Below are 14,084 nucleotides of genomic sequence, written 5' to 3' on the forward strand. Positions count from 1 at the left end.
TCTATAGAGAAAAAGCGATTATTTACAACCGCTTCTCAAAATTCCCACTGATGCTCATACCCTCGTTGAAGATGACAAAAGCCCTGGGATCAATCTTATAAATGATTTTCTTCAGCTGTGTTACCTCATATTTGGAGATGACCGTGACAAGAATATGCGTATCTGTCTTCGTATACGCTCCTGCCCCCTTCCAGTAGGTAACCCCCCTGCCCATTTCCTTCATAATACTTTCCTGTACTTCCTCCTCTTTGGTGAAAATCATCGCTGTCATATTAATATTCTGATAGTGCGTCTTATCGACAACGAGATACATACAGGCTGTATAGATAATGGAATAGATCGCCGTGGTTACATTAAACAGAATCGCACAGACACCGAATACCAGAACATTGATGATATTGGAAAGACGTCCAACGCTGAAATCTGAAAACTTCTTTGTGAAGTATACCCCCAGAATATCCAGTCCGCCACCGCTTCCGCCACTTCGAAGAGCCAAACCAATACCGAAGCCGCAAATCAAACCGCCAATCAGACAGGCCGCAAGCACATCGTCAAGAATCGGTGTGGAGGGTATCATAACGATCGTAAAGGCAACCGTCTGTGTCAGGACACAAAGCAGCGTCTTCACAAAAAACTTTCTGGAAATGCTGCGATATGCCAGGATAAATAAAGGCACATTCATTAAAAAGTTGATAATACCGGCGATATCCAGCTGACCGAAGTCCATATGGGCATACTGTGCCAGCACTGTACGGATAATCTGTGCCATACCAATCACCCCGCCACTGTACAAATCCAGCGGTACAATGAACAGGTTCAGGCCAACGGCAAACAGAAAACCGCCGATCACAACATACACATAGTCATACATAATTTTTTGCAATTTCATACTATCACCATCCCCTGCAATCGTAAGAATTATATCATAAAAGCCGGTAAGCGCAATCCCTACCGGCCGTTTTTCTATTTAACAATTTTTTCACAATCACCGTCAATACTGCCGATGCGGCAGGTACTATCATATACCAGCTTGCCATCGCAGGTAATGTGATCAACACGGCAATGGCTGGACAGATGAATTTCGGTCGCACTGATGGAATGACAGGACATATTGCAGGCAGTCAGCTGACTGCACTCAATATTGCGCGCCGTATTTCTCTTTTCCGGCCGAAAGCCGAACAGACCATGGAAAATATGCTGACCATGACCATAGTTGATCCGGATATCATCACCGAACAGATCATTCAGGGAAGCACAGCCTTCAATACGGACCTTGTCGGCATTCACCTCTCCCTTATTGTTCAGGACACCCTCTACATAAATCTCATCGGCATACACCCGGATACCATCGCTCTTCACAACACCCTCGATATCCAGACGTCTTACACGAATATCCTTTTTACAGGTCATAACCCCCTGCACATCCATGGTGCCACCCTTTAAATTCCCGCTGCACTTGCAGGTACCCTCGATGCTTAAAACCTCAAACTCCAAATCGCCGTTAATCGAGCCGACACCTTCAATATCAATACGGCCGTATTTACCGCCGGAAATCGATCCGATTCCCTCAATCGTTGTATTCATGTGATCTGTATTCATACCAGCGAACCCTCCTTGTACATAATAAACGCAGTCCGATTGCAATGCAGATAATCGCCATCCAGACAGGATATGTCAGCTTTACATCAATCCACGCATTGGCATCTGCCAGAAAGTAGCAGCCTGCCAGCACTGTAAATATATTATAGAAATGCAGGCCGTGATCCAGCATGCTGTAGAGTGCAGGCAGAATCAGCAGCATGGTCCACCAGCCGGGAAAGAATATGGTGAAGTCCCACCAGTCCAGCTGCGTTCCCAGATAGCCGATCCCGATGGCGACAAACACCAGTCCCCAAAGAATCCGTTTTACGCGATATGTCATCATGATCTCATCTCCTCTTCATCAAATGTAAACTGAAAGGTTTCCTTGTATTTCAGCTTAATCGCATTGCTTAATTCATTCAAGTGGATGGAACGTATTGCAACAAGGCTGTCATCCAGATAAACCTCACTGCCTTCCTTTTTCAACAGAATATACAGGTGTCCCTGCGCCTGCAATAGCTCCAAGACATAATCCGCACTGTGCAGTTCACTCATCCTTTTACTTAAAAATGAAACGGCATGCGTACGTTCCTCCTCTGTAATTGCACTATCAACCATCGCCTGGGACAGGGCAATCATAACAAGCACCTCCAGAAATACGAAGCTGTCCTTGCTCATGGCATCCATGAAATCCGCTGCCACATCAATATCCAGCTCATCGAAATGCTCCAGATCCTCCTCACAGAACAGACGGTTGCTGACCTCCGGTGTCAGAATCCGGGCAAGCTCCTCTAAAGAATAGCTGTCCTTCAGCTGCTGTATGGCATGAATGCGCTTGAGTATCTTCTCCTGGGGGAAATAGGTTTCCTGCCCTGTCGGACTGGAGCGCTTGACAAACCATTCCTCGGGAATCAGCCCCTCCCGTTTCCATCGATACAGCTGGCCATACGAGATGCCGGTCGTCTTCAGTAGATCCTTCTTGGATATTTCCATTGTATCACCTCTAACGTAACATTGTTTCATTACACCTATATATTAACAAAACATTGTTACATTGTAAAGAGGAAATTTTAATTTCTACAGAAAACGGTTACACATTCAATAAGAACAACACTTTTATGAATTCTGTCTGAAAAAAGGTGCAAATCTATTGACCGGCGGTCATTATAGGTATAAACTATAAAAATGTATAAATAAAGGAAGTGTTTTTTGTGGAAGAATCCGTAAGTAAACGATCACGCATTCAGGATGCTGCTGTCGCACTGTTTCATGAGCAGGGTGTGGAGGCAACCTCTGTCAATGAGATTGTCAAACGAGCAAATGTCGCAAAAGGGACGTTCTATGTATATTATAAGGATAAGAAGGAATTGATTTCTCAAATTCTTACCAAGCAGCACGGCTGTCTGATGAACGATATCCTCAATCACTCCTATGAGGCTGCACTTACTAACAGCACCTGCTGGAAGCGCACCTTCATCGACGAGCTGATCACCTATTATATTCAGCATCCGAAGCTGCTTCGTACGATTCAGAAAAACATTGCTTCTATATTGGATACAAAGGAACATCGGGATATGGTGTTTACCCATATCGAACGCATGCCGGATTTTCTGAAGCTGCTGAGGCGGGAACAGGAAACAGAAAAGAAAGCACTCAATCGTTTTCTGATGATGATGGAAATCATCGGATTTGTCTGTTACAACGCTATTTTCTTCGAGCAGCCGGATTCCATAGAGGAGATTCTGCCTGAACTGCGGGAAACGATGTTCAAAATGCTTGAGAGAAAGGAGTAGCCTATGACATATAAACTGGGAATAGATGTAGGTTCCACAACCCTGAAGGCAGTGGTTCTCAACGATCAGGATGAGATTGTGTACAAGAGCTATGAGCGCCACAAATCCAAGGTACGGGAAATGAGTGTTTCCAAGCTGAAGGAATTGCGAGAGCTGTTACAGGGACAGAGAATCGCACTTGCCATTACCGGCAGTGCGGGCCTGGGAATCGCAGATGATGCAGGTTTTCCTTTCGTACAGGAGGTATTCGCAACAGCCCAGGCTGTGCGTAAATATTATCCGGCAAGTGATGTTGTTATTGAGCTTGGCGGAGAGGATGCCAAAATCATCTTTTTACAGGGAACGCTGGAGGAGCGTATGAACTCCACCTGTGCCGGTGGTACCGGAGCGTTTATCGATCAGATGGCAACCCTGCTGGATGTCGATCTGGAAACGATGGATCAGCTGTCCCTGCAGCATACCACGCTGTATCCGATTGCATCACGCTGCGGTGTATTCGCAAAAAGCGATGTGCAGCCGCTGATCAATCAGGGCTGTGAAAAATCAAACCTTGCGGCAAGTATCTTTCAGGCGGTCGTCGATCAGAGTATCGCCGGACTGGCACAGGGAAGAAATATTGAAGGAAACGTATTGTTTCTGGGAGGTCCCCTGCATTTTCTAAAGGGGTTGCAGGAGCGCTTTAAGGAAACACTGAAGCTCCGTGATCAGGAAGCGAATTTCCCGGAGCTCGCCCCTTATTTTGTAGCACTGGGAAGTGCCGTCTATGCGGCAAATGAGGCTGTGGATTTCTCCTATGAGGAGCTGCTTGAAAAAATGGAGGCTATGGCTGCCAAAAAGATACAGACGCAAGGTCTTCCCCCACTCTTTGAAAGTGATGAGGATTATGAGGAATTCAAAAAGCGCCATACCAGTGCCAGTGTGGAGCGCAGTGATATCCACACCTACAGGGGCAATGCCTATCTGGGCATCGATGCCGGCAGTACCACAACCAAGCTGGTGCTGATCGATGAACAATGCCGCATTTTATATGAAAGCTATGCCGGGAATATGGGAAATCCCGTGGATGTTGTACAGAAGGAGCTCGCAAAGCTCTATGCCCTGATGGAGGACCGCATTCACATCATACACAGTGCGGTAACGGGCTATGGGGAGGAGCTGATGAAGCATGCCTTCCATCTGGATATCGGTGTTGTGGAGACGATTGCCCATTACCATGCGGCCCACTACTTCAACCCGCAGGTAGACTTCATCATCGATATCGGCGGTCAGGATATGAAATGCTTCCGGATTCGTGATCATACGATTGATGATATCCTGTTGAACGAAGCCTGCTCCAGCGGCTGCGGAAGCTTCATTGAAACCTTCGCAAAAAGCATGGGCTATGATATTGAGGAATTCGCCCGCATGGGGTTATCCGGAAAGCATCCAGTGGACCTTGGAACACGCTGTACGGTCTTTATGAATTCCAGTGTCAAGCAGGCACAGAAAAACGGAGCCAGCATGGAGGATATCTCTGCCGGCTTATGTATGAGTGTCGTAAAAAATGCATTGTATAAGGTCATACGTGCCAAAAGTCCGGATGATATCGGGAAGCAGATCGTCGTACAGGGAGGAACCTTCCTGAATGATACGGTGCTGCGAAGCTTTGAGCTGGAGCTTGGAAGAAACGTCATTCGCCCAAGTATTTCCCATCTGATGGGGGCATATGGAGCCGCATTGATTGCGAAGGAGAAAAAAGCCACTGCATCCTCTCTTCTGAAAAAGGAAGATATTGACAGCTTTACGCACAGCTCAAAGGCCTTTCATTGTGCTCTGTGCACCAATCACTGCAATCTGACCGTAAACACCTTTGCGGACGGGGCAAAGCATATCGCCGGCAACAAGTGCGAGCGTCCGGTGACCGGTAAGGTCAATAAGGAAAAGCTGCCGAATCTGTATGATTATAAATATGAGGAGCTGCTGAAGCTGAAGGGGGTACCCGGCATCCGGGGGAAAATCGGGATTCCGCTTGTTTTGAATCTGTATGACAACCTTCCCTTCTGGCATTCCTTCTTTACCAATCTTGGCTATGAGGTCGTCTTGAGCGATCGTTCCAGCAAGGCACTGTATTCCCTTGGACAGCATACGATTCCAAGTGATACGATCTGTTATCCTGCCAAGCTGGTGCACGGTCATATTCAGTCGCTCATCGATAAGGGCCTGCAGACAATTTTCTATCCATGCATGACCTACAACGTCAATGAGGACATGGGAGACAATCATTTCAACTGCCCGGTCGTTGCCTATTATCCGGAGGTTGTGGAAGGAAATATGAATCTGGGACATGTAAAGTTTCTGTATCCCTACGTATATCTTGAGGATAAGCGTATCTTCGATCAGAAAATGTTTGAATATTTCAAAGCCCAGCAGATGGATATTCCGTTCAAGGATGTTCAGGCTGCCAGCAATCACGCCTATTTCGCCTATCAGCAGTTTAAGGACCGCGTGCAGGAGGAAGGACGCAATGCCATAGCGTTCGCTCGACGCAATCACCGTGATGTCATCGTGCTTGCCGGACGTCCATACCATGTCGATCCTCAGATCAATCATGGAATTCACAGACTGCTGAACAATTTGGGATTCGTCGTAATCAGTGAGGACAGTATCGCTAAACAGGCCGTGCTGCCAAGTGTTCACGTTTTAAATCAGTGGACCTTTCACTCCCGTATGTACAATGCCGCACAGTATGTGGCACAGCAGGAGCATATGGAGCTGATTCAGCTGGTAAGCTTCGGATGCGGAATCGATGCGATTACCGCAGATGAGGTTAAGGATATTCTACGAAGCAATGGAAAGCTGTATACACAGATTAAAATCGATGAAGTTGACAACCTCGGTGCGGTGAAGATTCGCTGCCGCTCACTGCAGGCTGCCATGGAAGAAAGGGAGGGATGAGTATGTCACATGTAGAATTCACGAAGGAAATGAAAAAAACACATACGATCCTTGTACCGATGATGCTGCCGATTCATTTCCAGTTCCTGCGCAATATTTTGTGCAAGGAAGGTTATCGTGTGGAAATCCTGAAAACAGAGGGACAGCAGATCATTGATGAAGGCTTAAAGAATGTGCACAATGATACCTGCTACCCCGCCCTGCTTGTAATCGGTCAGATGATCGATGCATTGAAAAGCGGAAAATACGATACCGCACACATTGCGCTGGCAATCACCCAGACAGGAGGCGGATGCCGGGCTTCCAACTACATCCATCTTCTGCGCAAGGCACTGGTTCAGGCCGGATTTGAGCATGTTCCGGTTATTTCTGTCAATTTTTCCCAGCTGGAAAAGAACAGCGGCTTCAAGCTGACTCCTAAGATGCTGCTGAGATTATTATATGCATTTTTATACGGAGATATGCTGATGTGGATCAAAAATCAGTGCAAGCCGTATGAATTGGAAAAGGGCAGTACAGATGCACTGGTAACCACATGGATCGATACGATCACCGCGCAGTTTGATTCCCTGTCCTATATGCGAATGAAGCATAATTATCAGGAAATGCTGCATGATTTTGCGGCTCTGCCGAGAAGCCAGAAGCCGAAAATTCAGGTGGGAATCGTCGGTGAGATTTATATGAAGTATGCCCCTTTGGGCAATAACGAACTGGAGGACTTCCTGATTCGTGAGGGCTGTGAGCCCGTTGTCAGCGGTGTTCTTGACTTTGGTCTTTACTGCCTTGAAAACTCGCTGATCGATCACGCGTACTACGGGCGTAATAAAAAGAGCTACCGCTTCATTCAGATGGCGGATAAGCTGATTCAGAATATGCAGAAAAAAGCCATTACCGCAATACAGAAGCAGGGAACCTTCCGTGCACCGGATACCTTTCAGGAGGTTATCGAGAACAGCGAAGGAATCATCAACCGCGGGACCAAGATGGGAGAGGGATGGCTGCTCACCAGTGAAATGGTCACTCTGATCAAAAACGGTGTGCATAATATTGTCTGCTGTCAGCCGTTTGGCTGTCTTCCCAACCATATCGTTGCCAAGGGTATGACCAGAAAAATCAAGGATAAATATCCGATGGCAAATATTGTTGCAGTGGATTATGATCCAAGCGCAACAAAGGTCAATCAGGAAAACCGATTGAAGCTGATGCTGAGCAATGCGCGGTTAAGCGAACGCTTTGCAAAGGAGGATGAGGAGGCTCTTGCAAGTGAGCGACAGCGCAAGCTTGCCAGCTCCCGTTCATAAGCAAAAACAGTCCTGTATCTGAATTACTCAAATACAGGATTTTTTTTACATCGAATGCTCTGCAGTTTTTGTAAAGATGCTCCTTTCGTTTTTGAAGCTAATACAGCATGTAAGCCACTGTTCACCGGTTGCATACTTATCTATATGCCATAGATGATGGGTATTCTCGACCTTTTGAATATCGATACAGCTCCTACATTTATAATCGAAAGTAAAAATAACATGCTCTTTTTACCGGGAATGCTCCTCTTTTGATAATATAATCGACACGATTCCACATAGGATTCCTCCGATTGGAAATACAATCCAGCTAACATTCCAAATATTCCAGATAAAGCTGATAAGCAGCTGCACAAACCATCATGATACAGCCGCACCACTTACCAATCAGCTCATCGTCTTTTTCTGCCATCTGCGCATAAGCAGTTGTTCGCTCATAGGTTTCTTTTCGCATACCGTAATATACAAGAAGCAGTATGGCAATTGTCACAAGCATGATATTCAGGTAGCTTCATTTCCAACAGCTGTTCAATGACGATACTGAATCATATAATCCCAATGGAAGTCACAACAATACTATTAAATATCCTATGAAAGCCATCCAGCTCATATGCAGTATAGATATCCTGAGGAATTTGCGGATATCTGCGCTTGAATGCGGTATCCTTCATACCGAAGAAGACAAGAATAAGGATTCCAATAATTGCGAAAATCAGAAATACAATATTCAACATGTCTTCATTATCCATAGAAGGTTTCAAAAAGCAATAGGCACAAATCCCCGCAAGAATACAACCAATTCCAACGGTGATTCCTTTCGTTTTTGTCAGCTCATGGGTCTCATAAGTATCACGACTCACACCGGAATTCTCTTTCATATCCCCTTTCAGTAAATCATACAGCGTACAGTGGAACAGCTCACAAATCAGCATCAGCTTATCCAGCTCAGGATAGGCACTTCCATTTACCCGCTCTGCGCGCCTTTGGTGCACTTACTAACCGCCTGTCTTGATACATTCAGCTTATCCGCGAGATTTTCCTGTGAATAGCCATACTGCTTCCTTGCCTCTCTCAAATTTTCTTCAAATTTCAATTTAATCACCTCGTCATCATTGTATAAAAACGGGCTGGCTTACACCACCAACCCGTATTGGCGCTTTGTATTATTTTGTCAACCAATGGTAGCATTCCCCTGTTTTAAGAGATTTTCAGTCAATCTGCCAGTCAATCTGCTGCTGTCCATGCTCTTGTAAAAAGGCATTCGTCTTTGAGAAATGACGACATCCGAAAAAGCCATAATCTGCACTGAACGGACTTGGATGTGGACAGCTTAGGATCAGATGAGCAGGATTTGTTATCAGTGTGCTCTTTTCCTTTGCATTCCTTCCCCATAACAGAAATACGATAGGCTTTTCACGCTCATTCAGCTTGCGAATGATCTCATCCGTTAAAATCTCCCATCCTTTGCCACGATGGGAATTTGCCTGCCCTCTACGTACTGTTAGAACAGTATTGAGCAGAAGCACGCCTTCCTTCGTCCATTTTGTAAGCTCTCCATGAGGCGGAATACTGCATCCCAGATCATCATGCAGCTCCTGATAGATATTTACAAGAGACGGCGGAGGATTTACTCCTTTTTTCACAGAGAAGCACAGACCATGTGCCTGTCCCGGACCATGATATGGGTCTTGCCCTAAAATAACAACCTTTACATCCTGATATGCTGTATAACGCAATGCATTGAAAATATCATACATACCCGGATAAATTGTCTGCGTTTTATATTCTTTTGCCAGAAAAACGCGCAGTTTCTGATAATACTCCTTCTGAAATTCATCCTTTAACAGCTCGTCCCAGTCATTTCCAATTTGTACCATGTTATCACCTATCTGTATTCTACCGCATTCCCATGTAAAAGAAAACCGTTTCTGCAGGAAAACAGTACAGAAAGCGGTTTTTGTATCACTATTTACAGCTATTGCAAGTAACTGTAAACATGAAACAGAAGTGTCTTGATAACTCCGAGTATCTGTCACTCACACATTAAATATTATATTCTTTTTATCTAAGATATCTTTCAGCAAATTCAGTTGCTGCTATCGCACGACTGACCAGAAACTCCTGTCCGATATCACAGCGCAGCATCCTCAGGTCAGCGTATTGCTCCCTCGTTTCAATCCCCTCACAAATTACCTGCATACCGATGCTGTGAGCCATTTCAATGATTTTCCAGAATATTGTCATCTGGCGGCGGTCCGTATTGATTCCATTCAGCATCCCTTTATCCAGCTTCAGTATATCCGCATCCACCTGACTCAGCATACCGATACCGGCATATCCTGTCCCAAAATCATCGATAGCAATCTGAAAACCGGCATCATGTATATCCTTCATAAATACCTGAAGGTCATTTGCATTATCTGTAAATGCAGATTCTGTCAGTTCAAAAACAAGCTTTTCATGAGGTATTGCATAGGAATCCACAATTTCACAAAACCTTCGTAGATATTGGCGCTCTTTTATATGCAAACGAGACTGATTTATGGAAATCGGCAGCAGCTCTTTCCCTTCATCGAGGCATGTCCGCATAAATTTACATAGCTTATGTAATACATAGAAATCAAAGCCAGATATCAGGCCGTGCTTTTCAAATAGCGGGATGAATTCATCCGGAGATACACAGCTGCCATCCTTTAAAAACCAGCGTGACAGAGCTTCACCGGATACAACGCTCCCGTCACTTAACAGAAACTGCGGCTGTATGAACAACTGGAAGGTATCCTCCTGTATAGCTTTTATTGCTTCCTCAAGCAGCTCACTTCTGCGGTTTTTCTGATCCAGCATCCAATCCTCAAAATAAACAAAATCACTGACCCGGCTATTTCGTTCCACATACTGCATTGCCAGTACTGCTTTATCCAGCATAGACTTTATACTTTCCCCACAGGCATCCTGAATCAGATAAACACCACCGATATATTGCAACGTATGCTTTAGACAGGACACGATAGGTTCGTCCAGCAGATGTTTGCGAATACAGTGCAGACGGTTATAAAAATCATCTATGCTTGTAAACCGTAAAAGTGCCGCAAAGGTATCCTTTTCGATACGCGCACACAGCTTGTCCTTCTGACAGAAGGATTGCAGGTTGCGGGCAATGCTTTTCAGTACATCATCACCAAATGCATAGCCGTGAATCTGATTGATAAAACGAAAGTCACTAATACCAAATTTGAAAAGCGCATATTGCTGGTTTGTATGCTGTAGCAGTTCTCTTGCCGCTTCCACGAACCCCTCCAGATTAAAAATCTGCGTCAGTGTATCACAGTGCTGATTATATACAGGCAGCTTCGCTGCATTATGATGAATTCCCGAATTTTCACGCTCTGTAGCGTCATCAGAAAGGGATTGATGTATGTGGCGGATTTTCCATCCCCCTGCTTCCATCTCCCATACCAGAGAGACCTTCAATCTACACAGCAGTCCTGATCCGTGTGCATGCTGTATACAGGTAAAAGCTACGACTGCAATATCCTGTTTTTGATATATGATTTCACAATAGACATCCTGAAGATGAACCATCTCCCCATAGATAATGGAAACCTCCTGTAAAGCACGCTCCACTTCCTGCATACCATGACATAAAGCTGACCGGTGTTCTCCCATCATGGATATTTCATTAGAAAGATATTCTTTTAAAAGCTCGAAATCATGCTCCTCAAAATAAAAACGGATCAGCTCAATGCTCAGCTTCTCCAGCTTCGCCTGTTTTCGTGACATACATATCATCCCTTCATTCCCCGTTGAATTCTATTAATATTATCTTTTTAGTACAACCCCGTAAACAAAAACCAGACATATACCGTTAGGCGGCATATGTCCGATAATTCTTTTGCTTATTTAAAATTTTATGTAACCCTTTTTACAATCCTATTGTAATCTATTTTTGTACTTATTTCAATATCTTGTAAGATTCATTATCACGCGGATATCACAGATTTCTACAGGATGCATATTGAGAATTTCACAATATACGAAAAGTGAGAACATATAAGCTTAGCAGCCTGAAGCACCTCTGACGAAAACAATCATAGAGATCAATAATCTGTATGCGAAAGCAGGAGTCTAGAATTCAATAATGATTAGGAAAATCAGATTGTTTTTTTGGACACGCTTTGTATACATAAGCTGTCCATCTCTGCTTCACTGCCCAAATGCAAAGCATAAGAAGCTTGCATTCTTCTCTTAAAGCTGTCTGGATAAGCAAATACTGCTGATATCCGATGCATGCCGATAATATCGCTGCATAAGCTGAAAGAGTTCATTGTTAGATACGTCCTCAGTAAGAAATGCCCTTTTCTCCTTTTGAACAGTCTTTCCCACCTCACAGCTTTGAATCATTGCATCACACATATGAATAAATTGCTCTACTGACTGCTCCTGGTCCTCTGTTAAGGTATCATGCTGCACGGTAAAAATCATCTGCTCCATCTCCACACTCATATGCCAGAACGCAGACAGCAAATGGCGATAAAGCTCGATATTCTCACTGCTGCCTTGCAGGTACTCCAGTATCTGGTCATACACCATATGAAAGCTGGTTAATGCGTCCATAATGATACCGTAATCCAGCGGTGCATGCAGACTCCCCTGCAGAATACGCAGATAGGAATGCTGCATATGAAACATCCGCTTCATGTTTGCTTGAAACAATCCGCTGCGACTGGTAGGAAAAAAGAACCGGTTGACGATCAATACAAGCAGAATTGCCACAGCTACATAGGTAAGGCGCATCTCAATCGCGATTGTTTCCTGCATGGCAAGCGAAGTCAGTGTGATGGCAAAGCAGGTAGAGAACATTGCCTGAATCCAGGTGCCCGGTGTTGCACAATACATCAGAGATACGACAATGCTGGCAAATAGAAAGTGTCCTGCAATGCCGGGAAAATGCGGAAGTACCAGATAAATAACCGTACAGCCGAAGACTGTTCCGATGAATCTGGTTTTCAGACGATAGGCGCTTTCCTCATACATGGGCTGCAGCAGCAGAAATGCATTCAGCACCAGCCAGTAGGAATGATCCAGCTTCGACAAACGGGCGAATAGAAATCCGCAGAGCAGAACCAGAGAAAGACGGCTTGCAAAACGAAATTCAAAGCTGTCCATACGCAGCCGATTACGCAGCTTTCGTTCCTCCGGCAGCTTCCATTCCTGATGGACTGCATCTTTTTTGTTATCCTGCAAATCCTTGAGAATCTGCAAAAAGAGCTGTAAAAAGTTATGCAGAAACAGGGAAACGGCATCCTGCTTTTTTCGGCAGGCAGTAAACAGCTTCTGCCCTTCCTTCAGCAGTATTGAATTATCCGTACAGTTGAAATTCTCGGCATGCTTCAGGAACTGCATACATCTTTGTAAAAGCACCTGCTGCTGTTCACTGCATACAGGGATATTATCCATATTTTCCAGGAAATAACTGCTTCGCTGCAGAAGTAATGCAAACAGGTAACGCAGCCTTCCCTCCTTCGTCGCGATATAGGTGAAGCCGCGGCTCTGGTATGCCTGCTTATAAAGCGATCTCTGAATATTCACCAGATCTTCCTTCCGCTGCTGATCTGTTTTCTGTTTAAGATAGGCATCCAGCTGTTCCTGTAAAAGCGCTATCCCTTTTCTGGCCAGTGCATAATCATCCTCTCTGCGATATCCATAGGAGGACAGCAGCAGACAGCATACTGCAAAACCAAGAGAACAAGCCATTACCAGCAGATAGGTCATGAAATCTGTATAGGGTATCGGACGCAGCTGTAAAAAGACAAACCCCATGGCACTTGCCATATATCCCTTTTGATTAAACTGCGAGGATTGCAGAAAGACAAGAAGAAAGGGTACTGCGATATTCAGCAGCACACAGGCAAGCAAGGAATGCGATGCCAGAAATGCCAGTATGCTCAATGCCATCTGCACAAAAAACATGATACATAATCTGCGCGGTGTCTGCTTCCTCTTTCTGCGTATTTTATAGAGCAGAGTCACAAAGGATACAACGATCACATACTGTACACCGAATAATACAAGAATTGCATAAAATAAAAACAAAAAGAAAAGAATGTCCGGCAGGGCATCCAGGATTTTTCTCTTAGCTGTCTGGTATAACACATCCGGTTTCAAAGATAAACCACTTCCTTTTAAGAGCCTTATTATACCATAATATGAAGGATACGTAAAATGTATACGGACTCGTAATTGTCGTCCCGTATGCAGTTTTCCAAAGTCCTATACCAATCATGCTAAGCAGTAAGCAGCACTGCTTCCTATTGCAAACTCCTTTTATTTTGAAATGTGCTGTTGTAAAGGCTGATAGCACATAAAGCAATGTAACCTTCCTGATTTGAAAACAGGCGGATAGCATAGATGACATATGATACTTACGTAATTTTCCATTTGAAGCCGAATTTTCTGTTTCAACAAAAAAAGCCGA

The 14,084-nt window shown here is 44.6% G+C and carries 13 protein-coding genes; 3 read left to right on the forward strand and 10 right to left on the reverse strand.

From position 1 onward, the window contains the following. Nucleotides 1–22: 22 nt before the first annotated feature. The 4 genes from G4D54_15930 to G4D54_15945 all read right to left on the reverse strand — a co-directional run bounded on the left by G4D54_15930 (nt 23) and on the right by G4D54_15945 (nt 2,574). Nucleotides 23–889: a YitT family protein gene (locus G4D54_15930; protein QJA03817.1), complete on the reverse strand. Its 867-nt coding sequence runs from the start codon at nt 887–889 to the stop codon at nt 23–25. A gap of 74 nt (nt 890–963) precedes the next feature. Continuing rightward, on the reverse strand, nt 964–1,599 hold the full coding sequence (locus G4D54_15935) for a hypothetical protein (protein ID QJA03818.1): 636 nt from the start codon (nt 1,597–1,599) through the stop codon (nt 964–966). Beyond that, complete coding sequence (locus G4D54_15940; GenBank protein ID QJA03819.1) at nt 1,568–1,924, reverse strand: hypothetical protein; 357 nt, start codon at nt 1,922–1,924, stop codon at nt 1,568–1,570. The genes G4D54_15935 and G4D54_15940 overlap by 32 nt, the downstream gene beginning before the upstream one ends. Further along, nucleotides 1,921–2,574 carry a YhbD family protein gene (locus G4D54_15945; protein ID QJA03820.1) on the reverse strand — a complete coding sequence of 218 codons (654 nt, stop codon included), beginning with the start codon at nt 2,572–2,574 and terminating at the stop codon, nt 1,921–1,923. Before G4D54_15945 ends, G4D54_15940 begins: the two co-directional genes overlap by 4 nt. 218 nt (nt 2,575–2,792) lie before the next feature. Here G4D54_15945 and G4D54_15950 point away from each other — a divergent pair, with 218 nt between their 5' ends. The 3 genes from G4D54_15950 to G4D54_15960 are packed head-to-tail and all read left to right on the forward strand — an operon-like array spanning nt 2,793 to nt 7,609. After that, complete coding sequence (locus tag G4D54_15950) at nt 2,793–3,374, forward strand: TetR/AcrR family transcriptional regulator (GenBank protein QJA03821.1); 582 nt, start codon at nt 2,793–2,795, stop codon at nt 3,372–3,374. A 3-nt stretch (nt 3,375–3,377) separates the two neighbouring features. Further along, nucleotides 3,378–6,308, forward strand: a complete 2,931-nt coding sequence (locus G4D54_15955) for a 2-hydroxyglutaryl-CoA dehydratase (GenBank protein QJA03822.1) — start codon at nt 3,378–3,380, stop codon at nt 6,306–6,308. A 2-nt stretch (nt 6,309–6,310) separates the two neighbouring features. Further along, on the forward strand, nt 6,311–7,609 hold the full coding sequence (locus tag G4D54_15960) for a 2-hydroxyglutaryl-CoA dehydratase (protein QJA03823.1): 1,299 nt from the start codon (nt 6,311–6,313) through the stop codon (nt 7,607–7,609). 310 nt (nt 7,610–7,919) lie between these two features. Here G4D54_15960 and G4D54_15965 read toward each other — a convergent pair whose 3' ends face one another. The 6 genes from G4D54_15965 to G4D54_15990 all read right to left on the reverse strand — a co-directional run bounded on the left by G4D54_15965 (nt 7,920) and on the right by G4D54_15990 (nt 13,774). Then, a complete protein-coding gene (locus G4D54_15965) occupies nt 7,920–8,105 on the reverse strand; it encodes a hypothetical protein (protein ID QJA03824.1) in 186 nt (61 codons plus the stop codon). A gap of 49 nt (nt 8,106–8,154) precedes the next feature. Beyond that, nucleotides 8,155–8,601, reverse strand: a complete 447-nt coding sequence (locus tag G4D54_15970) for a DUF2207 domain-containing protein (protein ID QJA03825.1) — start codon at nt 8,599–8,601, stop codon at nt 8,155–8,157. After that, complete coding sequence (locus G4D54_15975; GenBank protein ID QJA03826.1) at nt 8,574–8,702, reverse strand: helix-turn-helix transcriptional regulator; 129 nt, start codon at nt 8,700–8,702, stop codon at nt 8,574–8,576. The genes G4D54_15970 and G4D54_15975 overlap by 28 nt, the downstream gene beginning before the upstream one ends. Nucleotides 8,703–8,817: 115 nt before the next feature. Next, nucleotides 8,818–9,486 carry a uracil-DNA glycosylase gene (locus G4D54_15980; protein ID QJA03827.1) on the reverse strand — a complete coding sequence of 223 codons (669 nt, stop codon included), beginning with the start codon at nt 9,484–9,486 and terminating at the stop codon, nt 8,818–8,820. A 184-nt stretch (nt 9,487–9,670) separates the two neighbouring features. Further along, nucleotides 9,671–11,389, reverse strand: a complete 1,719-nt coding sequence (locus G4D54_15985) for an EAL domain-containing protein (protein QJA03828.1) — start codon at nt 11,387–11,389, stop codon at nt 9,671–9,673. Nucleotides 11,390–11,854: 465 nt separating this feature from the next. Continuing rightward, complete coding sequence (locus G4D54_15990) at nt 11,855–13,774, reverse strand: FUSC family protein (protein QJA03829.1); 1,920 nt, start codon at nt 13,772–13,774, stop codon at nt 11,855–11,857. Between the last annotated feature and the right edge of the window lie 310 nt (nt 13,775–14,084).

It is taken from the genome of [Clostridium] innocuum, from assembly GCA_012317185.1.
Lineage (GTDB): Bacteria > Bacillota_I > Bacilli_A > Erysipelotrichales > Erysipelotrichaceae > Clostridium_AQ > Clostridium_AQ innocuum.

Excerpts from the sequence above, each read along its gene's own strand:
- G4D54_15930 (QJA03817.1), bottom strand. The coding sequence starts at position 889 with ATGAAATTGCAAAAAATTATGTATGACTATGTGTATGTTGTGATCGGC.
- G4D54_15935 (QJA03818.1), bottom strand. The coding sequence starts at position 1,599 with ATGAATACAGATCACATGAATACAACGATTGAGGGAATCGGATCGATT.
- G4D54_15940 (QJA03819.1), bottom strand. The coding sequence starts at position 1,924 with ATGATGACATATCGCGTAAAACGGATTCTTTGGGGACTGGTGTTTGTC.
- G4D54_15945 (QJA03820.1), bottom strand. The coding sequence starts at position 2,574 with ATGGAAATATCCAAGAAGGATCTACTGAAGACGACCGGCATCTCGTAT.
- G4D54_15955 (QJA03822.1), top strand. The coding sequence starts at position 3,378 with ATGACATATAAACTGGGAATAGATGTAGGTTCCACAACCCTGAAGGCA.
- G4D54_15960 (QJA03823.1), top strand. The coding sequence starts at position 6,311 with ATGTCACATGTAGAATTCACGAAGGAAATGAAAAAAACACATACGATC.
- G4D54_15965 (QJA03824.1), bottom strand. The coding sequence starts at position 8,105 with ATGCTTGTGACAATTGCCATACTGCTTCTTGTATATTACGGTATGCGA.
- G4D54_15980 (QJA03827.1), bottom strand. The coding sequence starts at position 9,486 with ATGGTACAAATTGGAAATGACTGGGACGAGCTGTTAAAGGATGAATTT.
- G4D54_15985 (QJA03828.1), bottom strand. The coding sequence starts at position 11,389 with ATGTCACGAAAACAGGCGAAGCTGGAGAAGCTGAGCATTGAGCTGATC.